Here is a 26,970-nt window from a genome sequence, read left to right on the forward strand (position 1 = left end):
GTGTGTCAGATGGCACATTTGTAGCTGATACACCGCATTCGCGAGCAAGCCCGCTCCCACAGGGTTCACTGCAAGATGCTCCATGTTTTTGTCATACAAGGAATCGAATGTCATTCATCCAAGCCAACCTGATCCATCTGCTTGCCGCCGCCTGGTTCATCATCTGCTGGGCGGGCTACACCCGTTACGCCACTTGGAAGGCCCGCGATACAGCCTGCCTGGCCAGTGTGATGCACCTGTACCGCGAAGACTGGATGCGCCGCATGCTGCTGCGTGAGAACCGCATCGCCGATGCCAGCGTGATCGGTAACCTGGAGCGCAACGCGTCGTTCTTCGCTTCCAGTACGCTGATCATCCTGGCCGGTATCCTGACGGTGCTTGGGGCGTCGGATCGGGCCGTGTCGTTGCTGGCGGACATCCCCTTGGTGCAACAGGCTTCCCAGGGCATGGCGGAGGTCAAGTTGCTGTGTCTGGCACTGGTGTTCGTGTATGCGTTCTTTACGTTCAGCTGGTGCATGCGCCAATACAACTTCGCGGCGGTGCTGATTGGCTCGGCGCCGATGATCGGCGAGCGCCATGTCTCGGAGCAGGAGCGCAAGGCCTTTGCACTCAGGGCGGCGCGAGTGATCTCCATGGCCGCCAACCAGTTCAACTTTGGCCTGCGTGCCTATTACTTTGGCATGACCATGTTGGCGTGGTTCGTCAGCCCTTGGTTATTCATGCTGATGAGTGCTGGCGTGGTGTTTGTGCTGTATCAGCGCGAGTTTCATTCCGATGTGCTGGACGTGATGGTCTATACCCCCACGGAAGCGCCAGCGCCCGAGGTTGGCAAGGAAGCGGCCTGACCGCTCGGCTGCTTTCCCGAATCGCAGGCAAAAGAAAACCCGCACCAGGCGGGTTTTCTTTTGCCGCTAAAACCGTATCAGTTGGTTTTAGCTGGGGCAGCTGGGTCAGCTGGAGTAGCAGGGGCTGCTTCTTTCGCGGCTGCTTCGTTCGATTCGGCCTGAGCTTTGGCGGCTTCGGCGTTTTCTTTCGCCGCGTCGTTCACTTTATCCTGTGCTTTGTTCATGTCTTGCTGAGCTTGCTCAGCGTGTTGGTTGGCATCTTGAGCTTTGTCCTCGGATTTTTTATCGCAGGCAGCGAGGCCGAGGGAAGCGGCCAACATCAAGGCAATAGCAAAAGTCTTACGCATGGGGTGTTTCTCCTTATGGAAATAACTACTGGCCTTTTGAACGCCACCCCTCGGATTAAGTTCCTGTTGCGTAACAGATATATAACTTTGCACTGCAGCGGAACTTTGTGGATCGCGCCTGTCGCCAGGTCTCGTCACTCACTGGAGCGTTAATCAAATGGCCGAAGACCCCGTTTTTGAGCGTGCGACACGCTTTTTATCCGCACTCAGGCATTGTCAGGTGCTGGGCTTGAAGCTGCACAGCGCCAGTCGTGACGGGCTGACGGTCATCCTGCCGTTCAGCCCGAAAATCGTCGGCAACCCTCTGACGGGCATCATCCACGGCGGCGCGCTGACCTCATTGATGGACACTGCGTGCGGCATGTCGACCCTATGCGTGCTGCCGCAATTCGAAGTCTGCCCCACCCTCGACCTGCGCATCGACTACATGCACGCCGCCGAGCCCCACAAGGACGTCTACGGCTTCGCTCAATGTTATCGGGTGACCCCGGACGTGATTTTCACCCGGGGGTTCGCCTACCAGGACGACCCCGAGCAGCCCATCGCCCATGTGGTGGGCACGTTCATGCGCCTCGGCCAGCATGCCAGGGGAATGGGCAAGGCCAGTCCGATAACCACCGCGGGCCAACCATGACCGATATCACCCAGGAACACCTGCGCCGCGCCTGTGAGCAGGGCGACTACGCGCTGCTGCTCGCCTCGATCCCCTATGCCCAACTCATCGGCGTCGAATGCACGCGCCAGGGCGACGACTTGGTGTTTCGCCTGCCGGCCAACAAAGACAACATTGGTAACCCTTTACTGCCGGCCATCCACGGCGGGGTCATCGCCGGCTTCATGGAGCTGTCGGCCGCCGTTCACCTGTTGATCGCCACCGGCACGCCAGGCATACCGAAAATCATCGACTTTTCCCTCGATTACCTGCGCACCGGGCAGTTTCGCGACACCTATGCCAAATGCCAGGTCTGGCGTCAGGGCCGGCGGGTGGCGAACGTCGCGATCACCGCCTGGCAAGAAGTCGAGGCACAACCCATCGCCACCGCCCGGGCACATTTCAAGATCCAGGAACCCTCAAAACCCGATCGCCCTTGAAATCATCCGCGTCGCCCCCACCTTGAGGACATCCCGCCGCCAATCTCAGCGAGGCGGACACCACCATCCACTTGGAGTTTGATGACCATGAGCGTGGAAACTCAAAAGGAAACCCTGGGCTTCCAGACCGAGGTGAAGCAACTGCTGCACCTGATGATTCACTCGCTGTATTCGAATAAGGAAATTTTCCTTCGCGAGCTGATTTCGAACGCCTCTGACGCTGTCGACAAATTACGTTTCGAAGCCCTGTCCAAGCCTGAACTGCTGGAAGGCGGCGCCGAGCTGAAAATCCGTGTGAGCTTCGACAAGGACGCGAAAACCGTCACCCTCGAAGACAACGGCATCGGCATGAGCCGCGAAGAGGTGATCACGCACCTGGGCACCATCGCCAAGTCCGGCACGGCAGATTTCATGAAGAACCTGTCCGGCGACCAGAAGAAAGATTCCCACCTGATCGGTCAGTTCGGCGTCGGTTTCTATTCGGCGTTCATCGTGGCCGACCAGGTCGAAGTGTTCAGCCGCCGTGCCGGCCTCGCTGCGAGCGAAGGCGTGCATTGGTCCTCCAAGGGCGAAGGTGAGTTTGAAGTCGCCACCGTCGACAAGGCTGATCGCGGTACCCGCATCGTGCTGCACCTCAAGTCCGGCGAAGACGAGTTCGCCGATGGCTGGCGCCTGCGCAATATCATCAAGAAGTACTCCGACCATATCGCGCTGCCGATCGAGCTGCCGAAGGAAGTCACCGCCGCCGAAGGCGAAGAAAAGCCTGAAGTGGAGTGGGAAACCGTCAACCGCGCCAGTGCCCTGTGGACCCGTCCACGCACCGAAGTGAAAGACGAGGAATACCAGGAGTTCTACAAGCACATCGCCCACGACTACGAGAACCCGCTGAGCTGGAGCCATAACAAGGTTGAAGGCAAGCTGGAATACAACTCGCTGTTGTACGTGCCGGCCCGCGCACCGTTCGACCTTTACCAGCGCGAAGCGCCACGGGGCCTGAAGCTGTACGTGCAGCGTGTGTTCGTGATGGACCAGGCCGAATCGTTCCTGCCGCTGTACCTGCGCTTCATCAAGGGTGTGGTGGATTCCAACGATTTGTCGCTGAACGTTTCGCGGGAAATCCTGCAGAAAGATCCGATCATCGATTCCATGAAATCGGCACTGACCAAGCGCGTGCTGGACATGCTGGAAAAACTGGCGAAGAACGAGCCCGAGCAGTACAAGAGCTTCTGGAAGAACTTCGGCCAAGTGATGAAGGAAGGTCCGGCCGAGGATTTCGCCAACAAAGAGAAAATCGCCGGCCTGCTGCGCTTTGCGTCGACCCAGGGTGACGATGGCGAGCAGATCGTTGGCCTGGCCGATTACCTGGCCCGCGCCAAGGAAGGCCAGGACAAGATCTACTACCTGACCGGTGAAACCTATGCGCAGGTCAAGAACAGCCCGCACCTGGAAGTCTTCCGCAAGAAAGGCATCGAAGTGCTGCTGCTGACCGACCGCATCGACGAGTGGCTGATGAGCTACCTCAACGAGTTCGACGGCAAGAGCTTCGTCGATGTGGCCCGGGGTGACCTGGACCTCGGCAACCTGGATTCGGAAGAAGACAAGAAAGCCGCCGAAGAAGTCGCCAAGAGCAAGGAAGGCCTGGTCGAGCGGATCAAGACCGCCCTGGGCGACGCCGTCAGCGAAGTGCGTGTCTCGCACCGCCTGACCGATTCCCCGGCGATCCTGGCCATCGGTGAGCAGGACCTGGGCCTGCAAATGCGCCAGATCCTCGAAGCCAGCGGCCAGAAAGTCCCGGACTCCAAGCCGATCTTCGAATTCAACCCGGCCCACCCGCTGGTGGAAAAACTCGACAACGAGCAGAGCGAAGAGCGTTTCGGCGATCTGTCGCACATCCTGTTCGACCAGGCGGCCCTGGCGGCCGGCGACAGCCTGAAGGATCCGGCGGCGTATGTGCGTCGCCTGAACAAGCTGTTGGTTGAACTGTCAGCTTAAACAAGTGCAGGAAAAACCCGCTTCGGCGGGTTTTTTCATTTCTGGTGTTCAGTCAAAAAGGAGTCCGTCATGAGTCAGGTTACGGTTCGTTCGCTGGTCTATCAGATCGATGGTCAAAGTTATGAAGGCCGCCTGGCCTTCGACGTCAACCAGCAGGGCCCGCGCCCGGGTTTGCTGATGGCGCCGAACTGGATGGGGGTCGGGGCGGGTGCCGAAGACATCGCCAAGTCGGTGGCGGCCAATGGTTATGTGGTGTTGATCGCCGACTTGTATGGGCAAACGGTTCGTCCAAGCAATGCCGATGAGGCGGGGGCGGCGATGATGCCTCTCAAGAATGATCGGGCGTTGTTGCGCAAGCGTATGCAGGCGGCATTCGAGCAGTTGCAGAGCCAGGGCGAAGCCGAGGTCGACACGACGAAGCTGGCCACGTTCGGCTTCTGCTTCGGCGGTTGCTGTTCACTGGAGTTGGCACGCACAGGCGCACCGCTCAAGGCCGCGATTTCCTTCCACGGCACCTTGGATACCCCGAACCCGGCCGATGCGCAGAACATCAAGGGCGCGGTGCTGGTGATGCATGGCGCGTCCGACCCGCTGGTGCCGAAAGAGCAGCTACCGGCCTTTGAAGATGAAATGAATGCCGCCGGGGTGGATTGGCAACTGCTGAGCTACGGCGGTGCGGTGCACTCGTTCACTGATCCGCAGGCCAACGTGCCGGGCAAGATGATGTACGACGCCAAGGTCGCCGGACGGGCGTTCCGGTCGATGCATAACTTGTTGGATGAAGTGTTCAAGGGCTGAGGTCGGGGCGGGTACTGAGCATTGTTGGTGTCAGGACTGGCCCCTTCGCGAGCAAGCCCGCTCCCACAGTGGATCTGCGATGCCCACAGTGCTGCGGGCGACTCGGTCCTTGTGGGAGCGGGCTTGCTCGCGAAGGGGCCCAGCCAGACAACCCTGAACTCAGGGCAGTTCGATCCGCTCGCTTTCCCCCGGCACCGTCGGCCAGTCCCCAGCCGCCCAGCGTCGGCGGGCTTCGTCGATCCGGGCCGGGTCGCTGGCGACGAAATTCCAGTTCATCCGCCGTGGCCCGTCCAGGGGCGCGCCGCCGAACAACACGGCATGGCAATCGCTTTCGGCAAACAGTGTCATTGCTTCCCCGGCTGGCAATATCACCAGGGAATGGGCTTCTACCGGCTCGCCATCCAATAGCGCCTCGCCGCTCAGCACATACAAGGCCCGTTCTTCATGCTCGGTGGGAATCAGCAAGGTCGTTGCGGTCTGCAGGTTCAGCTCGGCGTATAGCGTTGGCGACAGCACCGGTACCGGGGATTCCAGGCAAAAGCCTGACCCGGCGATCATACGGATGCTGACCCCCAGGTTCTCACTGACCGGCAGGCTTTGCGCGGGATGATGGCTGTAGTGTCCCGGGCCTTCTTCGTGGGACTTGGGCGAGGCCAGCCAGACTTGCAAGCCGTGCATGACGAAAGGGCTGCCCAGCAATGACTCCGGGGTGCGCTCGACGTGGGCGATTGCGCTGCCGGCGGTCATCCAGCTGACATCGCCGGCGTCCACCACCTGGTCGGAGCCCAGGCTGTCCTTGTGCTGGAGCTGGCCTTCGAACAGGTAGGTGAGGGTGGACAGGCCAATGTGTGGATGCTGACGGATGTTCATGCCTTTGCCGGCCGGGTAGGTGGTTGGCAGCATGTGATCGAAAAACACGAAAGGCCCGACGCTGCGGCATTTGGCGGACGGCAGCGGGCGAAGGATCGGCTGGCCTTCGACGTCTTCGGCGCGGGGACGAACGGTCAGGGGAGCGGTCATGTTGTCTTCCAGGTTGAACAACGGTTGGCCGAAGCATAACCCGCCGCCGGCAGACACTGCACATGCACCTTGAACCCAGGCGGGACGGCGAGGGTCTACGCTGTTCATGGCTTCTGGAGACTGCCCGTGCCTTTGACCCGTTTGATCCTTGCCTGGCTGTTGGTCGTTTCGAGCGCCGCCGCCATGGCCCGCGAATATGCCTACAGCGATGCGCACCTGCATTACGTCGATTTCTTCCAGGAAAGCGCCGGCATGCCCAAGCTGCTCCAGGCGATGGCGGACAACCGCATCGAGCACGTGATGATTTCCGGTGTGCCGGTGGCCAAGAAATGGCATGAGGACGAGCCCAAGCGCCCGCGTTATTACGCCGGTGATGACGCGGACGCCTATTGGTACAGTGCCACCGATGTGATTGTCGCCGCGGCGGTGAGCAAGCTGACCGACGAACAGCGCCAGCACTTCCATCCGTTCCTGTCGGGCTTCAATCCCAACGACAAGAACTCCGCCGCCCACATCCAACGCATGCTCGATCTCTATCCGGGCTTGTGGCAAGGCATCGGTGAAGTCTTCACCCGCCATGACGACCTGACGGCGCTGACCTCGGGCGATACGCCACGGGCCAACAACGAAGCCATGACTAAGATCTATCATCTGGCGGCCGAGAACGACCTGCCGGTGATGCTGCATTCCAATATCACGTCCAAGCGTGAGAAAAATCCGCTGTACCTGGCGGAAATCGAGGAACCGTTGCGCAATCACCCGCACACGCGCTTCATCTGGGCCCATGCCGGCACCAGCATGGAAATCCATCGTCACCAGACCCGTTTGGATTTTCTGCTACCGACCCTGACCCGCCTGCTCGAGGCCTACCCCAATCTCTACGTCGACCTGTCCTGGAGCGTACTCACGCCGTACTTGCTGGATGAGGCGGGCAAGCCTCGGGTTGAGTGGGTACAGCTGGTGGAGCGCTTTCCTGAGCGCTTCATGGTGGGGTCGGATGTGGTCGGGCGTTTCAACAAGGTGGGTAAGGAGCTGCGCGGCTTCGATCCGTTCCTCGATGCCTTGCCGGAAGACGTGGCGAGGAGAGTGGCGCGGGATAACTTTCTTTCGGTATTGCCGCGCTCAGTGGCCCGCTAAATCCGCTTTCGTGGCGAGGGAGCTTGCTCCCGCTGGGCTACGCAGTAGCCCCAAAACCTGGCGACTGCTGCGCAGTCGAGCGGGAGCAAGCTCCCTCGCCACAGGTCAATCCTATCCCCAGCTATTGGTGGCATGGTGAACTTGGCTTTGTCATCAGCCTGTCACTCCCGCGTCATACCCTCGCGCTCATCTCAATCAAGGAGCGCACTATGCACCTCACCCGTTCAAGCGCACTGGTCGCGCTGTTGTTGACCTGCGGCCTGGCACAGGCCGAAGTCCGTGTCGAAGGCCCGGTGGAATATGGCGTCTTCGAAGGGCCGCAAGCCGAGCTGCAGTCGGGAGAGCGGGTCCTGCGGCGCAGCAACGAGCAGATCCGTCAGACCGAGAGCGTACCGGCGAAGCTGGGCACCAAGTTCGGCATGCGCTATCAGTTGGCCGGCAAGGTTGCTGACGACCAGCCGTTGACCCTGTTGTACTTCACCCCCGGTATCCGCACCCCCGATGGCGTGCGCCACGACAAGTTCGAGGTCATCCAGAAACTGGTACCCGGCGCACCCCAGGATGTCATGGCCTACGAATTCACCGAAAGCCACGAAGTGGTGCCGGGGGAGTGGCGGTTCATGGTGTTCCAGGGTGATCGGCTGCTGACACAGCAGCGGTTTGTCGTGCGCTGAATTCCACCCACTGCAGATCTCATGTGGGAGCGGGCTTGCTCGCGAATGCGGTGTGTCAGCTAGCAATGTGCCGTCTGACCCACCGCATTCGCGAGCAAGCCCGCTCCCACAAGGTGTTTAGGCAATCCGCCGGACAAAAAAACGCCCCGAACCAGCCGGGGCGTTTTTTGTTGGCTCCTGTAGGAGCTGGCGAAGCCTGCGATCTTTCGCTTTAAAAGATTACAGCCTGCGGCAGCTTCTACGCGCCCTGCCAGCGCTTCATCACCAGAGTGGCGTTGGTGCCACCGAAGCCGAAGCTGTTGCTCATCACGGTGTTGATGGTGGCGTTTTCGCGAGTCTTGGTCAGGATGGGCAGGTCGGCCACTTCCGGGTCCAGCTCGTCGATGTTGGCCGAACCTGCCATGAAGTTGCCTTCCATCATCAGCATGCAGTAGATCGCTTCGTGAACGCCGGCGGCGCCCAGGGAGTGACCCGACAGGCTCTTGGTGGAGCTGATGGCCGGGGCCTTGTCGCCGAACACTTCGCGCACACCCTTCATTTCCGCGACGTCGCCGACCGGGGTCGAGGTGCCGTGGGTGTTCAGGTAGTCGATCGGTGCATCGACGGTGGACATGGCCATCTGCATGCAGCGCACCGCACCTTCGCCGCTTGGCGCGACCATGTCGTAGCCATCGGACGTGGCGCCGTAGCCGACGATTTCCGCGTAGATCTTCGCACCACGGGCCAGGGCGTGTTCCAGCTCCTCGACCACGACCATGCCGCCGCCGCCAGCGATGACGAAGCCGTCACGGTCGGCATCGTAGGCACGGGAAGCTTTTTCTGGCGTGTCGTTACGCTTGCTGGACAGGGCGCCCATGGCGTCGAACAGGAACGACTGGCTCCAATGTTCTTCTTCACCGCCGCCGGCGAACACGATGTCCTGCTTGCCCATCTGGATCTGTTCCATGGCGGTACCAATGCAGTGGGCACTGGTGGCGCAGGCAGAAGCGATGGAGTAGTTCAGGCCCTTGATCTTGAACGGCGTGGCCAGGCAGGCCGAAACGGTGCTGCTCATGGTCCGCGTGACGCGGTACGGGCCGACACGCTTGACGCCTTTTTCGCGCAGGATGTCCAGCGCTTCCATCTGGTTCAAGGTGGAGGCGCCGCCGGAGCCGGCGATCAGGCCGGTGCGCGGGTTGGAAACCTGCTCTTCGGTCAGGCCGGAGTCAGCGATGGCGTCCTTCATGGCCAGGTAGGCGTAGGCCGCCGCATGGCCGACGAAACGGTAGATCTTGCGATCGATCAGTTCTTCGAGGGGAAGGTCAATGGAGCCGGAAACCTGGCTACGCAGACCCATTTCGGCATATTCCGGGTTGAACCGGATGCCAGGGCGACTTGCACGCAGGTTAGCGGAGACGGTCTCTTTGTCATTGCCCAGGCACGAAACGATGCCCAGACCAGTGATAACGACGCGGCGCATGCGGATAACCCTTAGAAGTTGTCAGTGGAGGTGAAAACGCCGACCCGAAGGCCTTCGGCGGTGTAGATCTCGCGACCGTCCACGGCAACCGAACCATCGGCAATGGCCATGTTCAGCTTGCCCTTGAGGACGCGTTTGATATGAATGTTATAGGTGATTTTCTTGGCGGTCGGCAGGACCTGACCAAAGAACTTCACTTCGCCCGAACCCAGGGCGCGACCGCGACCCGGCAGGCCTTGCCAGCCGAGGAAAAAACCGACCAGTTGCCACATGGCGTCCAGGCCCAGGCAGCCCGGCATCACCGGATCACCTTCGAAGTGGCAGGCGAAGAACCACAGGTCTGGAGTGATATCCAGCTCGGCGACCAATTCACCTTTGCCGTACTTGCCACCCTCTTCGCTGATATGGGTGATGCGATCCACCATCAGCATGTTCGGGGCGGGCAGTTGCGCGTTACCTGGGCCGAACAGCTCACCGCGACTGCAGCGCAGCAGATCTTCCCGGGTAAAGGCGTTTTGTTTGGTCATGCGAGCTCCTCAATAGTCCCATGCGGCAGGGTGGGGCAAATCTTCCCGGCCGATCGAAGCGTTCATGCCTCGAATCGACAGCCTACTCATAGACTATTGCGTTGTAGTGAAAGTCACAGCACACGGGAAATGAATGTACACCTGTGCACTGAAATTTTTATTCAAGCCCCAATCGAGGCTCGTTCGGGTGCCTAAGACTGCCGCACTTTCGCCTTTCACGCCAGTCACAGATGGTCTGGCGAGCTGTTCTAATTCACCCAGCGCTGCAGAATCTGTTGCAGGTCGTTCCTTTTGAACGGCTTGGCCAGGTAATCGTTCATGCCCGCCGCGAGGCAGGCTTCGCGGTCGCCCTGCAAGGCGTTGGCCGTCAGGGCGATGATCGGCACCTGGTCGCAGCCCGGCAACTGGCGGATCTGCCGCGTGGCTTCGTAGCCATCGATGATGGGCAATCGGCAATCCATGAGGATCGCTTCGAAAATCAGGCTTTCGGCGCTACGTACGGCCTGGGCGCCATCGGTGGCGATGCTGACGGTGAAGCCCAGGCTGCGCAGCATGGCTTCGACCACCGTCTGGTTGACCGGATTGTCTTCCACCAGCAACACGTTGCGGCCTTCGCCACTGCCACTGCCGCTGCCAGTGGACAGGCGCGGCGCCAGGGTCGGTGGTGTCTGGCGCGACAGGGCCAGCGGGATCTCGAGAGTGAACACCGAGCCTTGGCCTTCTTCGCTCTGGGCCCGCAGCGTCCCGCCCATGCGTTCGGCCAGGGTGCGGGCGATCGGCAGGCCCAGGCCAGTGCCGCCGTAGCGCCGGGAAATTGAACTGTCGGCCTGCTGGAAGGCGTCGAACATGCGCTCCAGGCTCTCGGCGGGGATGCCGATGCCACTGTCGCGCACCGTGCAGGTGAACCACAGCAGTTCGTGGTCCAGGGCTTGCCACTGGCATTGCACGGTGACACGGCCTTGCTCGGTGAATTTCAGCGCGTTGCCGATCAGGTTCACCAGGATCTGCCGGATCCGTGTCGGATCGCCCTGGACCTGCAAGGCCTGCATGTCGTCCGGGACCCGCAGGTCCAGGCCCAGCTTGCGCTGCGCGGCGCTGTGCTGGAAAGACTGCGCGCAACTGCCCACCAGTTCGGCGAGGTTGAACGGGATGTGCTCCAGTTCCAGGGCCGAGCGTTCGATGCGCGAGAAGTCGAGGATATCGTTGATCACCTTCAACAGGTGTTCGGTGGATTCCGAGGCCAGCGCCGTGTATTCGTGCTGTTCGTCGGTCATGCGGGTGGTTTCCAGCAACTGCAACATGCCCAGCACGCCGTTCATGGGCGTGCGCAGCTCATGGCTCATCATCGCCAGGAACTCGGACTTGGCGCTGTTGGCTTTTTCCGCTTCTTCGCGGGTCTTGATCAACTGCGCCATGGCCTGCTGCTGTTCGCGGCTGGCCTGTTCCAAGCCACTGGCCAGGTTGTTGATGTGCCGCGACAAGGCCCCCAGTTCGGCGTCATCGACGATGGGCAGCGGGGTGCTGTAGTCGCCTTGCTGGATGGCCTTGACCGCGTTACCGATGTCGCGGATCGGCCGAGACAGGTTGGTCGCCAGCCGACGCGCCACCAGGAAGGTGAACAGCAGGGCGAACAACGCCAGGATCGCGGCCTTGAACAGGATCTCCTGTTGCCGCTGGCTGAAGGCGTCGCTGGACATGCCGACGATCACGCGGCCCAGGTAATCTTCTCCCGACGCCTCCATGGCGGTGCTGTTGCCTTGCAGGAAATCATTGTTCAGGGCGATGCGCTGCAGGCGCACCGGGGCCTGGAACACTTCGATCTGCTGGGCGCGGCTGTGGACCTGCTCGGGTTGTTCGACGTACACCAGGACCTTGTCGGCGCTGTCCTGGACTTCCAGGAAGCGCACGTGCGGGGTTGCCAGGGTTGCGGTGAGCAGGCTTTCCAGTACCTCTTTGTTGCCGGAAATCACCCCGTACTCCGTGGCTGGGGCCAGTTGGTTGGCGATCAGTTGCCCAGTGTGATTGAGCTCCTGGCGCAAGTCCTGGATCCGCACGAAGGTAAAGAAACTGATCAGCAGCAAGGTCAGCAGCAACGCCGGGCCGAGGGCGATGAGCTGGGTGCGGGTGTTGATGTCCCAACGGCGACGCAAGGTCATGGGCGGTGTTCTCCTTCGGCCAACGTTGCCGCGACGGATTCGGCGTCAATCGGTTCGATCCCCAGCGAGCGGGAGACCTGCCGGTTGCCCAGGACTTTGAAGCGGTCCGGGTACAGCGTGCGCGGCCAGGTCGTGGCGGGGCGGTCGAGCAGGTCGTCGAGAATCGCCAGCCAGTCGTGTTGGTCGCTGTAGGTGCTGGCCAGGCTGCCGGCCTTGACGAATGCGGCGCTGGGCCCGATCAGCGCGCGTTGCCGGGCGTAGCTGCTGAGCAACAGGTTTTTCACGGTCTTGGGGTTGTACAAATCGGGGTCATCCAGGCCCAGCAGCACATCGCTTTGGCCCAGCAGGTTTTGCAGGGGACGGCTGTCGCTGGTGTCGTCCCAACGTTCGCTGACGATGACCAGGCCCAGCGGTGCTGCGGCCTGTTGGAGGTCCTTGAGCAGGAACTCACTGTGGGCGTCGTACAACACGCCGACCCGTCGCACTTGCGGCAGGATGGTGCGGATCAGCCGCAGCTGCCGCGCCATCGGTGGATCGCTCCACAGCAGGCTCAGGTGCGCGGGCGTCGCATCGCCCAGGCGGTCGCGGGCTTGCTGGCGGCTGATGCGCAGGACCAGGGTGGCCGGGCCCCGTGCGTCTTGCAGGCGCCACTCCAGGCTGGGCAGGTCAAGCAGGATCAGGCGCACGTTGCCGGGCAACTTGGCCGGCGCCGGCAGGTCGGCCAGCGGCGTAAACCGCACGCTGTCTTCGGGACGCAGGTTTTTCAGGGCCTGGGTGAAAGACTGCACGCCGGGGCTGTCCTCGGCACCGGTCAACAGGATCTCGGCGGCCCGGGCCTGGAGGGTTGCCAGCCAGCCGGCAAACACCAGGCACAAGGCCAGCGTCAGGCGGCCATGAAATGGCGTCTTGCGGGGTGAGTGGCGGGACATCTAGAACGACAGCTCCGCGCTGAAGTACACCACATGGCGGGAGTCGTAGCGGTTGTCGACGAAGGTCATGGGCTGGTTGTCCAGGCGCTGTTGCAGCACGCCCGCCAGTTCCAGGCTGGCCTTGCCCAGGGGGATGCGCCGGGCGAGGCGGGTGTCCACCCGTTCGAAGCGATAACCGTTGAGGTCGTTGGCGGCGTAGTAGAACAGCGCACTGTTCCAGCCCTGGCCCCAATCCCGTAGCCAGCCGGCCGAACCGCTGTTGCGGGCGGTCAGTTGTTCGTCGAGGGGGTTGCTGGCCTGGGCGTCTACATAAGCATAGGTCAGGCGCAAACGGTCGGCGCTGGTCATGCGCCAGTCGAACTGGGTCTCGACCCCGGAGAACTGTGATTCGTTGGCGTTGCTGGCGATGTACTGATTGTTGCGCAGCGGCTCGCTGATCATGCCGGTGATTTCGTCATGGAACAGTTTCACATCGACCGCCAGGCCCAGGTCCACGAAGTAACCGTTGTAGCCCAGTTCCCGGGAGCGCATGTGCTCTTGCTCAAGGTTGCCCGGGCCGCGGGTCTGGACGAAGTAACGAGCGCTGCTCTGGCCGAAGGCGGCAGGCTGCAGGTTGGTGACCTGATAACTCCAGTTGACGTTGTTCTCGAACATGTCCGGCGAGCGCACGGCTTCGGAGTACACCGCCCGCAGGCCGTGGCGAGGGGTGATCAAGTAGTTGACCGCGACCCGTGGGGTCAGCGAGCTGCCGGTCAGTTGGGTGTCTTCGAACATCGCGCCGCCCTGCAACAGCCAATGCTCGGTGGCTCGCCATTCAAGCTGGCCGAACAGGCGCCAAGTGGTGTCGTCGAGGGTGCCGTTGAAGTACGTCTCCGAGTCGGCCCGGTCGTAGCGATAATTGGCGCCGGTGACCAGTCGCAGGCTGTCGGACAGGCTCAGGGTGTCCTGGATCTCCAAGTCGTAGCGCGATTCCCGGGCGCTCTGGTCGATGTCGCCGCACAGGGTTTGCGAGGCGCCGTTGCGCCACTGGTCGAGCACCTGGTTGGCCAGTGCCTGTTCCTGCGGGGTGCCGGCTGGCGCACCGCTGCCGATGTAGCTGGGGATATTGCGCGCCAGCTTCTCGGCGTAGTTGGGGTTGAGTTGCCACAGGTCAGCCAGTTGCGGGCTGAAGGACACTTCGGCGTCACAGGCGCGCCAGGTCTGCTGGCGATCCCAGTGCTGGATCGAGCCCTGCACATAAAGGCTGTGATTGGGGTCCAGGTCCAGGTTCCAGCGCAGTGAGCCGGCGTAGTCCTTGGCGATGACGTCGGAGTTGTCCCCAGCGGCAGTAATCCCGGCGAACACGGGGCGGTAGGTGTAAGGCCGCTGGTTGGTCCCGTCCTTGGCGTTCAATTGCCAGTCGATGCTCTGCCGTTCGTCCAGGGTCTGGCTGACGGACAGGTTGAAGCGGTTCAGGCGGCGGCTGTCGCGGTAATCGGCGCCGTTGCGGTCGATGTCGAAGCCATCGTCTTCCTGGCCGGACAGCGACAGCCGCAGGTTGCCGCCTTCCCAGCCGCTGCCCTGGCTGGCGTACCAGTCACTGATGCCACGCTGGCCCCGGGTGATTTTCAGTCGGGTGCCATGGCTGTCGGCCGGGGCGCGGGTGATGATGTTGACCACCGCCATCAGCGCGTTGGCGCCATAGCTGACGGTGTTGGGGCCGCGGAAGACTTCGATCCGCTCGATGTCTTCCATGGCCACCGGGATATCGCTCCAGTCCACCGTGGCCAGGCCGGCGCGGTACACCGAGCGGCCGTCGATCAGCACTTGCATGCGCCGCGCTTCGCTGGCGTTGGTGCCGTGGTAGTTCACGGCGGCCTGGTTGCCGGTGATGTTGCCGACCATCATGCCCGGCACCAGGCGCAGCAGCTCGCTGATGTCCCGGGCGCCGCTGGCCTTGATCAGCTCGCTGTCGAGCACGGTCATGCTGCCTGGCACCGCCGCTGGCGATTGCTTCAGACGCGTGGCGGTTAGCACCTGGGGCAGGGGCTGGCTGTCCACGAACAAGTCGTCGGCCAGCACTGGCGGGCTGATGATCAGTGCCAAGAGCAGGGACGAACCTGAGCGGGAAGGGCCAACGGACACGGCACAGCCTATGAGAATGGACGGATGACGGGCATGTTAACTGAGCTGAACGACTTTTCCATTCACGTTGACAGCATTTTCCTAGGAATTGGTGGTCAGCTTCCTACAGCAGTCGGTAATTGTTTCCGGGGCTGGTCGCCATCCGGCCGCTCCGTATAATGCCCCGCATTGCCACTTGGTATGGAAGAACGGATTGCATATGACTGAACAGCGCCCGATTGCGGTCCTGGGGGGCGGGAGTTTCGGTACCGCCGTGGCTAACCTGCTGGCCGAGAATGGCCACCCGGTGCGCCAGTGGATGCGTGACCCGGAACAGGCCGAGGCCATCCGGGTCAACCGCGAGAACCCGCGTTACCTCAAGGGCATCAAGATCCGGCCGGAAGTGGTGCCGGTGACTGACTTGCAGGCCACCCTGGAGGGTAGCGACCTGTTCTTCGTCGCCTTGCCGTCCAGCGCCTTGCGTTCGGTGTTGGCCCCCCACGCCGAGCGCTTGAGTGGCAAGCTGTTGGTGAGCCTGACCAAGGGCATCGAAGCCCAGACGTTCAAGCTGATGAGCGAGATTCTCGAAGAAATCGCCCCCAAGGCGCGGATCGGTGTGATTTCCGGCCCGAACCTGGCGCGGGAAATCGCTGAGCACGCGCTGACCGCCACGGTGGTCGCCAGTGAGGATGAGGAACTGTGCCAACAGGTCCAGGCCGCACTGCATGGCCGCACCTTTCGGGTCTACGCCAGTGCCGACCGTTTCGGGGTGGAGTTGGGCGGTGCGCTGAAGAACGTCTATGCCATCATCGCCGGCATGGCGGTGGCGCTGGGCATGGGCGAGAACACCAAGAGCATGCTGATCACCCGCGCGCTGGCGGAAATGACCCGCTTCGCCGTCAGCCAGGGCGCCAACCCGATGACCTTCCTGGGACTGGCCGGGGTGGGCGACCTGATCGTCACCTGTTCCTCGCCCAAGAGTCGCAACTATCAGGTCGGCTTTGCCCTCGGCCAAGGCTTGAGCCTTGACGAGGCCGTGTCGCGCCTGGGTGAAGTGGCCGAAGGGGTCAATACTCTAAAGGTGCTCAAGGCCAAGTCCCAGGAGGCCGGGGTGTACATGCCGCTGGTCGCCGGGCTGCACGCGATCCTGTTCGAAGGGCGCACGCTGGAGCAGGTGATCGAGCTGTTGATGCGTGGCGAACCGAAGACCGACGTTGATTTCATTTCCACCAGCGGCTTCAACTGAACCGCTATTGACCGCAAGCAGGAGCGAGCCATGAACGATCCGCAAGGACAACCCCAATACGAATCCATCCTGCTGCGTGTGCTGTGGATGGTGATTTACCTGCTGGTCTGGCAGGTGGCGCAGTTCATCCTCGGCGCCGTGGTGCTGGTGCAATTGATCTATCGGCTGATCTACGGCGCGCCCAGCGCGAGCCTGATGAATTTCGGCGACAGCCTGAGTCAGTTCCTGGCGCAGATCGGCCGTTTCGGCACCTTTCACAGCGACCAGAAGCCTTGGCCGTTCGCGGACTGGCCGACCCCGCGCACACCGGAAGGTGAAGCGCCTCACGCCGTGGCGCCGGCGCCGCATCCGGTCCGGGACGAGGAGCCGAAGCTATGAAGTTGTGGGTGTTGCGTCACGGTGAGGCCGAGCCCCATGGTGCCCGTCCCGATCCGGAGCGGGTCTTGACGGTGCATGGCCGCGAGGAGGTGTTGCTCAGTGCTGGTCGGTTGATGGGCGAGCCATTGCGGGCCATCTATGCCAGCCCTTATGTGCGTGCCCAGCAGACCGCGCAACTGGTGCGCGAAGCACTGGGTTTCGAACCTGAACTGATTACCGTCGATTGGCTCACGCCGGAGACCCGGCCGACGGAGGTCCTGAGGCATCTGGAGGACCAGGACGATGTGCTGCTGGTCAGCCACAACCCGTTGGTGGGCAGCCTCCTGGGCTTGCTGCAGCACGGCCATCTGCAACGACCCGAGCAAGTGCAAACGGCTGGCCTGGCCAAGCTGGAAGGCGATATGCCGCTGGCCGGAGCAATGAAGCTCAAGCGCCTGTAATAGCTGATCCACCCCAGCGTCTGCATCGCGGGCAAGCCTTGCTCCCACAGTGCTGTGCAGGATTGAATGCAATAAAAACCACACAGGAAGGGCAACGATGAGTCTGTGGCGCACCACCCCCAACATCGAGCAACTGAACGCCGCCGGTAAAAACACCATCAGCGAAGTGCTGGACATTCGATTCGAGTCCTTCGACGACGACTCCCTGACCGCCAGCATGGTCGTCGATCAACGTACCCACCAGCCATTCGGCCTGCTGCACGGCGGTGCTTCGGTGGTGCTGGCCGAAACGGTCGGGTCCATGGCTGCCTACCTCTGTGTCGATGCCAGCAAGTTCTATTGCGTGGGCCTGGAGATCAATGCCAACCACCTGCGCGGTGTGCGCAGCGGACGGGTAACGGCCACGGCCCGGATGGTTCACCTGGGCCGTACCACACAGGTCTGGGACATTCGCCTGGTCAATGACGAGGGCAAGCTCAATTGCGTGTCGCGCCTGACCATGGCGGTGGTGCCGCTGGGTGAGCAACCACCGGCGCGTTGAGGCTATTAGTTGGACGCAATCCGCAGGCGAGGATTTTTTTCTGTGGGAGCAAGGCTTGCCCGCGATACAGGCGACTCGATTTTTTGTAAGACCGCATCGCCGCCATCGCGGGCAAGCCTTGCTCCCACAAATTTCCTCACCACATGGGGTATGTGCTCACAGTTTCCTAAGCCTATAGCCCAAGCCCGACTGTCATCATTCCTGTCAGTTACGGTCATTGCCGCGCCGTCGGGTTCTGCGGACAATCTGCCGCAGTTCCCCAATGGATCGGCTGTCATGTCGCAACAGATTTTTTTCGCCCACGCCAATGGTTTTCCCTCGGCCACCTACGGCAAGTTGTTCGCCGCGCTGGCGCCGCAGTACCAGGTTGCGCACCTGGAATTGCACGGCCATGACCCGCGCTTTCCGGTAGATGACAACTGGCACAACCTGGTTGACGAGTTGATCCATCACCTGGAACAGCAACCGGCGCCAGTGTGGGGCGTCGGCCACTCCCTGGGCGGTGTGCTGCACCTGCACGCGGCACTGCGCTGCCCCGAGCTGTATCGCGGCGTGGTCATGCTCGATTCGCCAGTGCTGACCCGTACTGATCAATGGGTCATCCTGGCCGCCAAGCGCCTGGGATTCATCGATCGCCTGACCCCGGCCGGCCGGACCTTGGGGCGACGTGAGGAGTTTGCCGACTTGGAGTCGGCCCGGCAGTATTTCGCCGGCAAGACACTGTTTCGCGGTTTTGACCCGGATTGCTTCGACGCTTATCTGCAACACGGCCTGCAACCAGTCGGCGATCGGCTGCGGCTGCGCTTCGACCCGGCCACGGAAATCAGTATTTACCGCGGCGTGCCGCACACCAGCCCTGGTCGTCCCCGTAAGCTCAAGGTGCCATTGGCCGTGGTGCGCGGCCGGCAGAGTCGCGTGGTGATGCGGCATCACACTCGTTCGGTGGGACGCATGCTCCATGGCGAATCCCTGAGCATGCCCGGCGGTCACATGTTCCCCCTCGAACGTCCACAAGACACGGCGAACCTGCTCAAGAGCCTCTTCCAGCGCTGGGAAGGGCGCAGCGCATGAGTGTGGTCGAAGAGGTCCGCCTGAGCCTGCCTCACATCGAACTGGCGGCTCACTTGTTCGGCCCGGAAGACGGGCTGCCGGTGATTGCCCTGCACGGTTGGCTGGACAACGCCAACAGCTTCGCCCGCCTGGCACCCAGGCTCGAAGGGCTGCGGGTGATCGCCCTGGACATGGCCGGCCACGGTCACTCCGGGCATCGGCCGCCGGGTGCCGGCTACGCCTTGTGGGACTATGCCCACGATGTGCTGCAAGTGGCCGAACAACTGGGTTTGAAGCGTTTCGCCCTGTTGGGGCATTCCATGGGCGCTATTGTGTCGCTGGTGCTGGCGGGTTCCCTGCCGGAACGGGTGACGCACCTGGGGCTGATCGACGGGGTGATTCCTCCTACAGCCAAAGGCGATAACGCGGCCGAACGCATGGGCATGGCCCTGCAAGCCCAGTTGGATTTGCAGCAAAAACGCAAGCCGGTCTACAAAACCCTCGACCGAGCCATCGAAGCACGCATGAAGGGGCTGGTGGCGGTCAGCCGCGAGGCTGCCGAGTTGCTGGCCCTGCGCGGCCTGATGCCAGTGCCGGGAGGCTACACCTGGCGCACCGACAATCGCCTGACCCTGCCATCGCCCCTGCGCCTGACCGAAGAGCAGGCCATGGCGTTCGTTGCCCGGGTTGCTTGTCCGGCGCATCTGGTGGTGGCGGCCGACGGCATGCTTGGTCAACACCCGGAGCTGCTGGAGCGTCTACCCTTCAGTCATGAGCAGTTGCCCGGCGGCCATCATCTGCACCTGAACGACGAAGTCGGTGCCGGGCTTGTAGCAGACTGTTTCAATCGGTTCTTCACCGTTCCTTGACTTGCGCCGGGCAACTGTCGAGGCTGGGCGGGTTGAAAGGGAGACAACCATGACAGACCTCTGTTTGCCAGCTTCGCATTGCATCGACGACGCCCGTTGCGTTCACGCTTCCCAGGCCAAGCCGATCCGATGAAATTATCCATTCACTCACTCGTCCTGCTGGCGCTGGCCTGCCTCAGCCCGGCGTCGTTCGCCGCCGATGTGCCGGGCAGTCGCGACCTGGAACGCGTGCCGCGCATGCCCGATGCCCAGATCGTCGATTACCGGCAAGGCAGCGACCTGGAGCGCGTCTACCCCATGGGCTCGATCCGCAAGATCAGCGGCCAGTTGCGCTTTGACGGCCAGGTCGATGCCCGTGGGAATGTCACGTCGGTCACCTATGAACTGCCGCCGGAACATTCCGCCACCCAAGCCTTTACCGCGGCTCGCGAAGCGTTGCAGAAACAGGGCGCCGAGCTGTTGTTCTGGTGCCAGGCCCGTGATTGTGGCGAAAGCAGCCTGTGGGCCAACGATGTCTTCGGCAATGCCAAGCTCTATGGCGCCGACAACGGCCAAGCCTTCCTGCTGCTGCGCCTGGCGCCGCCGACGGACAACACGCTGATCGCGCTTTATTCCATCACCCGCGGCAATCGCAAGGCCTACCTGCATGTCGAGCAGTTCGAGGCGAACGCCGCGCTGGGGAACTTGCTGCCGACATCGGCCACGCTGTTGCGCCAGCTCAAGGACACCGGCGTCCTGGACTTGCCGCGTCTTGCCGGTGAGCCGGACGATACCTGGTTGCGTCTATTGTCCCGGGCGCTGAACCTGGACACGGGCCTGCGGGTCGGTATCGCCGGTCCACGGGCCGAGGACTGGCGTGTGGCACTGGCTGGCCAGGGCGTCCGGGCGGCGCGCATGGAGGCCGCCAGCGGCGAGGCGGTGGGCTTGCGCCTGGAACTGCTGCGCTAAGCTGTGTCGGGGCAGCGGGATTCACATCGCTGTCTCGGTCCTGTTCATTTTTTCGAGACCCTACATGCTCAATAACGATCGGCTGTTGGTGCAGATCCTGCTCCTGGTGTTGTTCGGCGCAAGCCTCTGGGTCATGGCGCCGTTCTGGTCGGCGCTGTTCTGGGGCGCGGTGCTGGCGTTCGCCAGTTGGCCGTTGATGCGCCTGCTGACCCGCTGGGTCAATGGCCGCGAATCCCTGGCGGCGGCCTTGTTGACGGTGGGCTGGATGCTCTTGGTGGCGGTGCCACTGGTGTGGCTGGGTTTCAACCTGGCCGACCATGTGCGCGATGCCACGGCCTTCATCAGGGATGTGCAGGTCGACGGCTTACCCGAAGCGCCCGACTGGCTGGCGGGCGTGCCGCTGGTGGGCGCACGACTGGTCGGCATCTGGAACAGCATCGACCAGCAGGGCGCGGCCATGATGGTGTCCATCAGGCCGTACCTGGGACAGGTCGGCAACTGGCTGCTGGCACGTAGCGCGCAGATCGGCGGGGGCATACTCGAACTGACCCTGAGCATCGTGTTCGTGTTCTTTTTCTATCGTGATGGCCCGCGTCTGGCGGTGTTCGTCCATGGGCTGCTGGAACGTCTGATCGGCGACCGTGCCGGTTACTACATCGAACTGGTGGCCGGTACGGTGCAACGGGTGGTCAACGGCGTGATCGGCACCGCGGCGGCCCAGGCCGTGCTGGCGCTGATCGGTTTCCTGATCGCCGGGGTGCCGGGGGCATTGGTGCTGGGGATCGTCACGTTCCTGCTGAGCCTGATTCCCATGGGGCCACCCTTGGTCTGGATCCCCGCCACGGCGTGGCTGGTGTGGAAGGGCGAATACGGGATGGCGGTGTTCCTCGGCATCTGGGGCACGTTCATCATCAGTGGCGTGGACAACGTGCTAAAACCCTACCTGATCAGCCGTGGCGGCAACCTGCCCCTGGTCATTGTGCTGTTGGGAGTGTTCGGCGGGTTGATCGCCTTCGGTTTCATCGGCCTATTCATCGGCCCGACCCTACTGGCGGTGGCGTACAGCCTGTTGACGGACTGGAGCAAAAGCCAGGCGCGGTAGTTTGAATGCCGAGCACCTTGTGGCGAGGGAGCTTGCTCCCGCTGGGTTGCGAAGCGACCCCAAACCAATACCTCGGTCAGCCTGATACTCCGCAGTGCCTGGTTTCAGGGCTGCTGCGCAGCCCAGCGGGAGCAAGCTCCCTCGCCACAGGGTGATCGCCGACCCATCAGGCTTCACAAAGCCTCCAGATCAATGCTGGCCCATCAGGCTCCACAAGCCTCCAGATCAATGCTGGCCCAGGCTCCACAAAGCCTTCAGATCAACGCCGCCCCTGTGGGAGCGAGCTTGCTCGCGACAGCGGTATGTCAGTCAATATCGATGTTGGCTGACAGGGCCTCATCGCGAGCAAGCTCCCACAGGAAAGATAAGCGGGCTTAGGGACGAGGCAAGCAGATCACCGCCGTCAACCCACCGCCCGGCGTTTCTTCCAGGCTCAACTGCCCACCCAGGCGTTCGGTGGCTTCCCGGGCGATGGTCATGCCCAGGCCAACACCGCCGGAGTTGCGATTGCGCGAACCTTCCAGGCGGAAAAAGGGTTCGAACACCGCCTCGCGCTTGTCCGCAGCAATACCGGGGCCGTGGTCGATGACCCGGATCAGTACCTGGTGTTGCTGGTCTTGCAAGGTAATCAAGGCATGGCCGGCGTAGCGCAGGGCATTGTCGATGAGGTTGTTGAGGCACGAGCGCAGTGCCATCGGTTGCACCTGCAGCGGCGCGCAGGTCCCGCTGACCTGCACATCCGAGCCCTGGTCCTGGGCGTTTTCGCTCAATGATTCGGCCAAGGCCTGCACGTCCATCCATTGCAGCGCTTCACTGGTGCGCTGTTCGTGCAAGTAGGTCAGGGTGGCATCGAGCATGCCGATCATGTCGTCCAGGTCCTGGCGCATCTGGCCTTGCAGCTTGACGTCATCGATCTGCTCCAGGCGCAGCTTGAGCCGCGAAAGCGGTGTGCGCAGGTCATGGGACACCGCGCCGAGCATGCGCGAACGCTGCTGCACCTGCTCGCGGATCCGTTGCTGCATCAGGTTGAACGTATGGGCCGCCTGCCGTGCCTCACGAGGGCCGTTTTCCTCCAGCGGCGGGCTGTCGAGATTCTCACTCAGGCGCTCGGCGGCATCGCTCAGGCGCTGGATCGGTCGGGTCAGAAGCTTGGCGCCGTACCAGGCCGCGATGATCAGGCACACGAATTGAAACGTCAGCGGCACCACCGGGCCGCCGAACCAGGGGCGTGAACGGCGGTTGGGGGGCGGCTCGAAGCGCGGGGTACCGTCGCCTTGCTGGCTCATTCCAGGCGGCGGCCCGGGAGGTGGCGGTTGGTCGTAATGGAAAAACCAGGCAAAGGCCAACAGATGCGCCAGGACAATCGCCAGCAGCAGCACGCCAAACAGGCGACCGAACAAGGAGTCCAGGCGCAATCGCATCAACCGATGTCCCGGGCGTCGAACAAATAACCCTCACCGCGTACGGTCTTGATCAATTGCGGGGCCTTGGGGTCGTCGCCCAGCTTTTGGCGCAGGCGTGACACGAGCAAGTCGATGCTGCGGTCGAACGCTTCGATAGAGCGACCACGGGCCGCATCCAGCAGTTGTTCGCGGCTGAGCACCCGGCGCGGTCGTTCGATGAAGACCCACAACAGGCGGAACTCGGCATTGGACAGTGGCACCACCAGCCCGTCGGCCGAGATCAGTTGGCGCAGCACGCTATTGAGCCGCCAGTTGTCGAAACGAATATTGGCCCGCTGCTCGCTGCGGTCGTCGCGCACCCGACGCAAGATCGTCTGGATGCGCGCCACCAGTTCCCTGGGCTCGAACGGCTTGGCCATGTAGTCATCGGCCCCCAGTTCCAGGCCGATGATGCGGTCGGTGGGTTCGCAGCGGGCGGTGAGCATCAGGATCGGGATGTCCGATTCGGCGCGCAACCAGCGGCACAACTGCAAGCCGTCCTCACCCGGCAGCATCAGGTCGAGCACGACCACGTCGAAGTGCTCGGCCTTCATCGCCTGGCGCATGGCCGCACCATCGGTCACGCCGCTGGCCCGAATGCTGAAGCGGGCCAGGTAATCGATCAGCAATTCGCGGATCGGCACGTCGTCATCGACGATCAGTGCGCGGGTGCTCCAGCGCTTGTCATCTTGGGTGTCAGAATTTGCAACAGGGGTGTTCTGCATGGATGCATCATCTGCCAGGTGGGCTGCCAACCACAAAGAAGGCGGCGAGGTTGAGGCTTCAGCATAGGCGTCGTGCCGCGAGGCGTGAAGCGCTGAAAGAGCGGGTTGCGGCGGCGGACGGTAGCGTGGCGACGTGTTGTGCGCATGTCATGTCTGTATCGGCTTCGACACAAAAGTCGGTATTGTCCATGTTGTCCCGGGGACGCGGTGAGATTTACCGATCATCGGGTCCCGCACGGGCGCTCGTTCCGCTACAATGCGCGCCGATTTCGACTTGCCTGAGAGCCCGCTCATGTCCGCCTGCCAGACGCCCATCATCGTCGCCCTGGATTTCCCCACCCGTGACGCCGCCCTGAAGCTGGCGGACCAGTTGGACCCCGCGCTTTGCCGGGTCAAAGTCGGTAAGGAACTGTTCACCAGTTGCGCTTCGGAAATTGTCGGGACCTTGCGTGACAAGGGTTTCGAAGTGTTCCTGGACCTGAAATTCCATGATATTCCCAACACCACCGCCATGGCCGTCAAGGCGGCTGCGGAGATGGGCGTGTGGATGGTCAACGTGCATTGCTCCGGTGGCCTGCGCATGATGGCGGCGTGCCGTGAAGTGCTGGATCAGCGCAGCGGGCCGAAACCGTTGCTGATCGGCGTGACGGTGCTGACCAGCATGGAGCGCGAGGACTTGGCCGGGATCGGCCTGGACATCGAGCCTCAAGAGCAGGTGCTGCGCTTGGCGGCGCTGGCGCAGAAGGCCGGCCTGGACGGTCTGGTCTGTTCGGCCCTGGAAGCCGGCGCGCTGAAAGCCGCCCACCCGACGCTGCAATTGGTGACTCCGGGGATTCGTCCGGCGGGCAGCGCCCAGGACGACCAGCGGCGCATCCTGACCCCGCGTCAGGCGCTGGATGCCGGCTCCGACTACCTGGTGATCGGTCGCCCGATCAGCCAGGCCGCCGATCCGGCCAAGGCCTTGGCGGCGGTAGTGGCCGAACTGGCCTGATCAAACACTGAAAACTCCTTGTGGGAGCGGGCTTGCTCGCGAATGCGGTGGGTCAGCAGGCATGAATGGAGCCTGACACTCCGCCCTCGCGAGCAAGCCCGCTCCCACAGTTGTTTCGTGTCAGGCCTTGAGGGCCAACTCCACATTCGCTTTGTGTCAGACCTTGAGCACAAGCTTCCCGAAATTCTCCCCGCTGAACAACTTGGTCAGCGTCTCAGGGAAGGTCTCCAGCCCTTCGACGATGTCTTCCTTGCTCTTGAGCTGCCCCTTGGCCATCCAGCCGGCCATTTCCTGCCCGGCGGCAGCGAACTGCGAGGCGTAGTCCATGACCACGAACCCTTCCATGCGTGCCCGGTTGACCAGCAACGACAGGTAGTTGGCCGGGCCTTTCACCGCTTCCTTGTTGTTGTACTGGCTGATGGCGCCGCAGATCACCACGCGGGCCTTGAGGTTCAGGCGGCTGAGCACGGCATCGAGGATGTCGCCTCCGACGTTGTCGAAATATACGTCCACGCCTTTGGGGCATTCGCGCTTGAGGCCGGCGTGGACGTCTTCGTTCTTGTAGTCAATGGCGCCGTCGAAGCCCAGTTCATCCACCAGGAATTTGCATTTGTCGGCGCCGCCGGCAATGCCCACCACGCGACAGCCTTTGAGCTTGGCGATCTGTCCGGCAATGCTCCCCACCGCACCGGCGGCGCCGGACAGCACCACGGTCTCGCCGGCCTTGGGCGCGCCGACGTCCAGCAGGGCGAAGTAGGCGGTCATGCCGGTCATGCCCAGGGCGGACAGGTAACGTGGCAGCGGCGCCAGTTTCGGATCGACCTTGTAGAAACCTCTTGGCTCGCCGAGGAAATAATCCTGCACTCCCAAGGCCCCGTTGACGTAGTCCCCGACCGCGAACCCCGGGTTGTTCGAGGCAATCACCTGGCCGACACCCAATGCCCGCATCACTTCACCGATGCCGACCGGCGGGATATAGGATTTGCCCTCGTTCATCCAACCGCGCATGGCCGGGTCCAGGGACAGGTATTCGTTTTTCACCAGGATCTGGCCGGCTGCCGGTTCGCCCACCGGGACTTGCTGATAGGTGAACGTCTCGCGGGTCGCGGCGCCTACCGGGCGTTTGGCGAGCAGGAACTGGCGATTGGTCTGGACGGTCATGGTTGGCACTCAAGATGAATGAAGTCTTGTTGATAGACCTTCGACGCGTTTGCCGCAAGGTTTGCCGATACAGCGAATGCAGTTCGATCCAACACAGTGATAGTTCGCCCAGGGGCCTTATCACTGGCGCCCATGAATGCTCAAACGGCAGTTGGATAGTGCTGCCGCGGCCTCGGGACCTGTGATTAGACTGGCGTCATCTCCCGCATTCTTCGAGGAACTGACAATGAGCATGACGTTTTCCGGACAGGTCGCCGTGGTCACGGGCGCCGCCGCTGGCATTGGCCGCGCTACCGCTCAGGCCTTCGCGGCAGAGGGCCTGAAAGTAGTGGTGGCCGATCTGGACGTGGCCGGTGGCGAGGGTACGGTGCAGGCGATTCGTGATGCGGGCGGCGACGCGGTGTTCGTGCGCTGCAATGTCACGCTGGAAAATGAGGTGCAGCAGCTGATGGACGAGGTGATCAAGACCTACGGTCGCCTTGACTACGCCTTCAACAATGCCGGGATCGAGATCGAGAAGGGCAAGTTGGCCGACGGCACCCTTGATGAGTTCGACGCGATCATGGGGGTCAATGTGAAGGGCGTCTGGTTGTGCATGAAGTATCAGTTGCCTTTGCTGCTGGCCCAGGGCGGCGGCGCTATCGTCAATACGGCCTCGGTGGCCGGCCTGGGCGCAGCGCCGAAAATGAGCATCTATGCCGCCTCCAAGCACGCCGTGATCGGCTTGACCAAATCGGCCGCCATCGAATACGCCAAGAAGAAGATCCGCGTGAACGCGGTCTGTCCGGCGGTGATCGACACCGACATGTTCCGTCGTGCCTATGAGGCGGACCCGAAAAAAGGCGAGTTCGCCAACGCCATGCATCCGGTGGGGCGTATCGGCAAGGTTGAGGAAATCGCCAGCGCCGTGCTGTACCTGTGCAGCGACGGTGCGGCGTTCACCACCGGCCATTCCCTGGCGGTGGACGGTGGGGTCACGGCGTTCTGAGGACGCTTCC

The 26,970-nt window shown here is 62.4% G+C and carries 27 protein-coding genes; 17 read left to right on the top strand and 10 right to left on the bottom strand.

The genetic code is table 11. From position 1 onward, the window contains the following. Window positions 1–107 precede the first annotated feature (107 nt). Window positions 108–845, top strand: coding sequence for a DUF599 family protein (locus tag J3361_RS11740; RefSeq protein WP_207964744.1), 738 nt, complete (start codon window positions 108–110; stop codon window positions 843–845). A 77-nt stretch (window positions 846–922) separates the two neighbouring features. Here the strand turns inward: J3361_RS11740 and J3361_RS11745 are convergent, their stop codons facing one another. Next, window positions 923–1,192 (bottom strand): hypothetical protein, encoded by a 270-nt coding sequence (locus J3361_RS11745; RefSeq protein ID WP_207964745.1) that lies wholly within the window; start codon window positions 1,190–1,192, stop codon window positions 923–925. A 157-nt stretch (window positions 1,193–1,349) separates the two neighbouring features. Between J3361_RS11745 and J3361_RS11750 the strand changes: the two genes are divergently transcribed. The 4 genes from J3361_RS11750 to J3361_RS11765 all read left to right on the top strand — a co-directional run bounded on the left by J3361_RS11750 (window position 1,350) and on the right by J3361_RS11765 (window position 5,074). Next, window positions 1,350–1,826 (top strand): PaaI family thioesterase, encoded by a 477-nt coding sequence (locus J3361_RS11750; RefSeq protein ID WP_207964746.1) that lies wholly within the window; start codon window positions 1,350–1,352, stop codon window positions 1,824–1,826. After that, window positions 1,823–2,284, top strand: a complete 462-nt coding sequence (locus J3361_RS11755) for a PaaI family thioesterase (protein ID WP_207964747.1) — start codon at window positions 1,823–1,825, stop codon at window positions 2,282–2,284. Before J3361_RS11750 ends, J3361_RS11755 begins: the two co-directional genes overlap by 4 nt. Window positions 2,285–2,371: 87 nt before the next feature. After that, window positions 2,372–4,276, top strand: a complete 1,905-nt coding sequence (gene htpG / locus J3361_RS11760; protein WP_060743152.1) for a molecular chaperone HtpG — start codon at window positions 2,372–2,374, stop codon at window positions 4,274–4,276. Between the two features lie 69 nt (window positions 4,277–4,345). Beyond that, window positions 4,346–5,074, top strand: a complete 729-nt coding sequence (locus J3361_RS11765) for a dienelactone hydrolase family protein (protein ID WP_207964748.1) — start codon at window positions 4,346–4,348, stop codon at window positions 5,072–5,074. 159 nt (window positions 5,075–5,233) lie between these two features. Here J3361_RS11765 and J3361_RS11770 read toward each other — a convergent pair whose 3' ends face one another. Continuing rightward, the gene (locus J3361_RS11770; RefSeq protein WP_207964749.1) at window positions 5,234–6,094 is read right to left on the bottom strand and encodes a pirin family protein; all 861 of its coding nucleotides are present in this window, start codon (window positions 6,092–6,094) and stop codon (window positions 5,234–5,236) included. Between the two features lie 126 nt (window positions 6,095–6,220). Here J3361_RS11770 and J3361_RS11775 point away from each other — a divergent pair, with 126 nt between their 5' ends. Together J3361_RS11775 and J3361_RS11780 are read left to right on the top strand one after the other, a co-directional pair. Further along, a complete protein-coding gene (locus tag J3361_RS11775; protein WP_207964750.1) occupies window positions 6,221–7,231 on the top strand; it encodes an amidohydrolase family protein in 1,011 nt (336 codons plus the stop codon). A 209-nt stretch (window positions 7,232–7,440) separates the two neighbouring features. Further along, complete coding sequence (locus J3361_RS11780) at window positions 7,441–7,905, top strand: DUF3859 domain-containing protein (protein ID WP_018610122.1); 465 nt, start codon at window positions 7,441–7,443, stop codon at window positions 7,903–7,905. A 238-nt stretch (window positions 7,906–8,143) separates the two neighbouring features. Here the strand turns inward: J3361_RS11780 and fabB are convergent, their stop codons facing one another. The 5 genes from fabB to J3361_RS11805 form a co-directional block, all read right to left on the bottom strand. Further along, the gene (gene fabB, locus J3361_RS11785) at window positions 8,144–9,364 is read right to left on the bottom strand and encodes a beta-ketoacyl-ACP synthase I (RefSeq protein WP_207964751.1); all 1,221 of its coding nucleotides are present in this window, start codon (window positions 9,362–9,364) and stop codon (window positions 8,144–8,146) included. A gap of 11 nt (window positions 9,365–9,375) precedes the next feature. Beyond that, window positions 9,376–9,891, bottom strand: a complete 516-nt coding sequence (gene fabA, locus J3361_RS11790) for a 3-hydroxyacyl-[acyl-carrier-protein] dehydratase FabA (RefSeq protein ID WP_003204400.1) — start codon at window positions 9,889–9,891, stop codon at window positions 9,376–9,378. A 248-nt stretch (window positions 9,892–10,139) separates the two neighbouring features. Continuing rightward, window positions 10,140–12,047 (bottom strand): ATP-binding protein, encoded by a 1,908-nt coding sequence (locus tag J3361_RS11795; RefSeq protein ID WP_207964752.1) that lies wholly within the window; start codon window positions 12,045–12,047, stop codon window positions 10,140–10,142. After that, window positions 12,044–12,976: an ABC transporter substrate-binding protein gene (locus J3361_RS11800; protein WP_207964753.1), complete on the bottom strand. Its 933-nt coding sequence runs from the start codon at window positions 12,974–12,976 to the stop codon at window positions 12,044–12,046. Before J3361_RS11800 ends, J3361_RS11795 begins: the two co-directional genes overlap by 4 nt. Then, complete coding sequence (locus J3361_RS11805) at window positions 12,977–15,100, bottom strand: TonB-dependent receptor (protein WP_207964754.1); 2,124 nt, start codon at window positions 15,098–15,100, stop codon at window positions 12,977–12,979. A gap of 199 nt (window positions 15,101–15,299) precedes the next feature. On the opposite strand from J3361_RS11805, the gene J3361_RS11810 reads away from it, so the two are divergent. The 8 genes from J3361_RS11810 (at window position 15,300) to J3361_RS11845 (ending at window position 21,653) form a co-directional block, all read left to right on the top strand. Then, window positions 15,300–16,325 carry an NAD(P)H-dependent glycerol-3-phosphate dehydrogenase gene (locus J3361_RS11810; RefSeq protein ID WP_053186346.1) on the top strand — a complete coding sequence of 342 codons (1,026 nt, stop codon included), beginning with the start codon at window positions 15,300–15,302 and terminating at the stop codon, window positions 16,323–16,325. Between the two features lie 30 nt (window positions 16,326–16,355). Continuing rightward, complete coding sequence (locus tag J3361_RS11815) at window positions 16,356–16,703, top strand: DUF4389 domain-containing protein (RefSeq protein ID WP_046063632.1); 348 nt, start codon at window positions 16,356–16,358, stop codon at window positions 16,701–16,703. After that, window positions 16,700–17,143 carry a phosphohistidine phosphatase SixA gene (gene sixA, locus J3361_RS11820; protein ID WP_207964755.1) on the top strand — a complete coding sequence of 148 codons (444 nt, stop codon included), beginning with the start codon at window positions 16,700–16,702 and terminating at the stop codon, window positions 17,141–17,143. Before J3361_RS11815 ends, sixA begins: the two co-directional genes overlap by 4 nt. A gap of 97 nt (window positions 17,144–17,240) precedes the next feature. Then, complete coding sequence (locus J3361_RS11825; RefSeq protein WP_207964756.1) at window positions 17,241–17,684, top strand: hotdog fold thioesterase; 444 nt, start codon at window positions 17,241–17,243, stop codon at window positions 17,682–17,684. A 276-nt stretch (window positions 17,685–17,960) separates the two neighbouring features. Next, window positions 17,961–18,755 (top strand): alpha/beta hydrolase, encoded by a 795-nt coding sequence (locus tag J3361_RS11830; RefSeq protein WP_207964757.1) that lies wholly within the window; start codon window positions 17,961–17,963, stop codon window positions 18,753–18,755. After that, the gene (locus tag J3361_RS11835) at window positions 18,752–19,603 is read left to right on the top strand and encodes an alpha/beta hydrolase (RefSeq protein ID WP_207964758.1); all 852 of its coding nucleotides are present in this window, start codon (window positions 18,752–18,754) and stop codon (window positions 19,601–19,603) included. The genes J3361_RS11830 and J3361_RS11835 overlap by 4 nt, the downstream gene beginning before the upstream one ends. Window positions 19,604–19,732: 129 nt before the next feature. Next, window positions 19,733–20,551: a DUF4892 domain-containing protein gene (locus tag J3361_RS11840; protein ID WP_243458841.1), complete on the top strand. Its 819-nt coding sequence runs from the start codon at window positions 19,733–19,735 to the stop codon at window positions 20,549–20,551. A 64-nt stretch (window positions 20,552–20,615) separates the two neighbouring features. Then, complete coding sequence (locus tag J3361_RS11845; RefSeq protein ID WP_207964759.1) at window positions 20,616–21,653, top strand: AI-2E family transporter; 1,038 nt, start codon at window positions 20,616–20,618, stop codon at window positions 21,651–21,653. A 374-nt stretch (window positions 21,654–22,027) separates the two neighbouring features. Here the strand turns inward: J3361_RS11845 and J3361_RS11850 are convergent, their stop codons facing one another. Both J3361_RS11850 and J3361_RS11855 read right to left on the bottom strand, forming a co-directional pair. Beyond that, window positions 22,028–23,074 carry a HAMP domain-containing sensor histidine kinase gene (locus J3361_RS11850; RefSeq protein WP_207964760.1) on the bottom strand — a complete coding sequence of 349 codons (1,047 nt, stop codon included), beginning with the start codon at window positions 23,072–23,074 and terminating at the stop codon, window positions 22,028–22,030. Further along, a complete protein-coding gene (locus J3361_RS11855) occupies window positions 23,074–23,820 on the bottom strand; it encodes a response regulator transcription factor (RefSeq protein WP_207964761.1) in 747 nt (248 codons plus the stop codon). The genes J3361_RS11850 and J3361_RS11855 overlap by 1 nt, the downstream gene beginning before the upstream one ends. A gap of 292 nt (window positions 23,821–24,112) precedes the next feature. On the opposite strand from J3361_RS11855, the gene pyrF reads away from it, so the two are divergent. Continuing rightward, window positions 24,113–24,811: an orotidine-5'-phosphate decarboxylase gene (gene pyrF, locus J3361_RS11860; RefSeq protein WP_207964762.1), complete on the top strand. Its 699-nt coding sequence runs from the start codon at window positions 24,113–24,115 to the stop codon at window positions 24,809–24,811. Between the two features lie 156 nt (window positions 24,812–24,967). Here pyrF and J3361_RS11865 read toward each other — a convergent pair whose 3' ends face one another. After that, a complete protein-coding gene (locus tag J3361_RS11865) occupies window positions 24,968–25,972 on the bottom strand; it encodes an NADP-dependent oxidoreductase (RefSeq protein ID WP_207964763.1) in 1,005 nt (334 codons plus the stop codon). Window positions 25,973–26,198: 226 nt separating this feature from the next. Here J3361_RS11865 and J3361_RS11870 point away from each other — a divergent pair, with 226 nt between their 5' ends. Next, window positions 26,199–26,960, top strand: coding sequence for an SDR family oxidoreductase (locus J3361_RS11870; RefSeq protein ID WP_207964764.1), 762 nt, complete (start codon window positions 26,199–26,201; stop codon window positions 26,958–26,960). Window positions 26,961–26,970 lie beyond the last annotated feature (10 nt).

This window comes from Pseudomonas sp. OA65 (assembly GCF_017498305.1).
GTDB classification, from domain to species: Bacteria; Pseudomonadota; Gammaproteobacteria; order Pseudomonadales; family Pseudomonadaceae; genus Aquipseudomonas; species Aquipseudomonas zanjanensis.

Coding starts and splice junctions, on each gene's coding strand:
- J3361_RS11840 (WP_243458841.1), top strand. CDS start 19,733: ATGAAATTATCCATTCACTCACTCGTCCTGCTGGCGCTGGCCTGCCTC.
- fabA (WP_003204400.1), bottom strand. CDS start 9,891: ATGACCAAACAAAACGCCTTTACCCGGGAAGATCTGCTGCGCTGCAGT.
- J3361_RS11815 (WP_046063632.1), top strand. CDS start 16,356: ATGAACGATCCGCAAGGACAACCCCAATACGAATCCATCCTGCTGCGT.
- J3361_RS11780 (WP_018610122.1), top strand. CDS start 7,441: ATGCACCTCACCCGTTCAAGCGCACTGGTCGCGCTGTTGTTGACCTGC.
- J3361_RS11800 (WP_207964753.1), bottom strand. CDS start 12,976: ATGTCCCGCCACTCACCCCGCAAGACGCCATTTCATGGCCGCCTGACG.
- sixA (WP_207964755.1), top strand. CDS start 16,700: ATGAAGTTGTGGGTGTTGCGTCACGGTGAGGCCGAGCCCCATGGTGCC.
- J3361_RS11855 (WP_207964761.1), bottom strand. CDS start 23,820: ATGCAGAACACCCCTGTTGCAAATTCTGACACCCAAGATGACAAGCGC.
- J3361_RS11740 (WP_207964744.1), top strand. CDS start 108: ATGTCATTCATCCAAGCCAACCTGATCCATCTGCTTGCCGCCGCCTGG.
- J3361_RS11810 (WP_053186346.1), top strand. CDS start 15,300: ATGACTGAACAGCGCCCGATTGCGGTCCTGGGGGGCGGGAGTTTCGGT.
- J3361_RS11865 (WP_207964763.1), bottom strand. CDS start 25,972: ATGACCGTCCAGACCAATCGCCAGTTCCTGCTCGCCAAACGCCCGGTA.
- J3361_RS11825 (WP_207964756.1), top strand. CDS start 17,241: ATGAGTCTGTGGCGCACCACCCCCAACATCGAGCAACTGAACGCCGCC.
- J3361_RS11830 (WP_207964757.1), top strand. CDS start 17,961: ATGTCGCAACAGATTTTTTTCGCCCACGCCAATGGTTTTCCCTCGGCC.
- J3361_RS11795 (WP_207964752.1), bottom strand. CDS start 12,047: ATGACCTTGCGTCGCCGTTGGGACATCAACACCCGCACCCAGCTCATC.
- J3361_RS11835 (WP_207964758.1), top strand. CDS start 18,752: ATGAGTGTGGTCGAAGAGGTCCGCCTGAGCCTGCCTCACATCGAACTG.
- J3361_RS11755 (WP_207964747.1), top strand. CDS start 1,823: ATGACCGATATCACCCAGGAACACCTGCGCCGCGCCTGTGAGCAGGGC.
- J3361_RS11870 (WP_207964764.1), top strand. CDS start 26,199: ATGAGCATGACGTTTTCCGGACAGGTCGCCGTGGTCACGGGCGCCGCC.
- J3361_RS11845 (WP_207964759.1), top strand. CDS start 20,616: ATGCTCAATAACGATCGGCTGTTGGTGCAGATCCTGCTCCTGGTGTTG.
- J3361_RS11765 (WP_207964748.1), top strand. CDS start 4,346: ATGAGTCAGGTTACGGTTCGTTCGCTGGTCTATCAGATCGATGGTCAA.
- J3361_RS11770 (WP_207964749.1), bottom strand. CDS start 6,094: ATGACCGCTCCCCTGACCGTTCGTCCCCGCGCCGAAGACGTCGAAGGC.
- J3361_RS11750 (WP_207964746.1), top strand. CDS start 1,350: ATGGCCGAAGACCCCGTTTTTGAGCGTGCGACACGCTTTTTATCCGCA.
- fabB (WP_207964751.1), bottom strand. CDS start 9,364: ATGCGCCGCGTCGTTATCACTGGTCTGGGCATCGTTTCGTGCCTGGGC.
- htpG (WP_060743152.1), top strand. CDS start 2,372: ATGAGCGTGGAAACTCAAAAGGAAACCCTGGGCTTCCAGACCGAGGTG.
- pyrF (WP_207964762.1), top strand. CDS start 24,113: ATGTCCGCCTGCCAGACGCCCATCATCGTCGCCCTGGATTTCCCCACC.
- J3361_RS11850 (WP_207964760.1), bottom strand. CDS start 23,074: ATGCGATTGCGCCTGGACTCCTTGTTCGGTCGCCTGTTTGGCGTGCTG.
- J3361_RS11745 (WP_207964745.1), bottom strand. CDS start 1,192: ATGCGTAAGACTTTTGCTATTGCCTTGATGTTGGCCGCTTCCCTCGGC.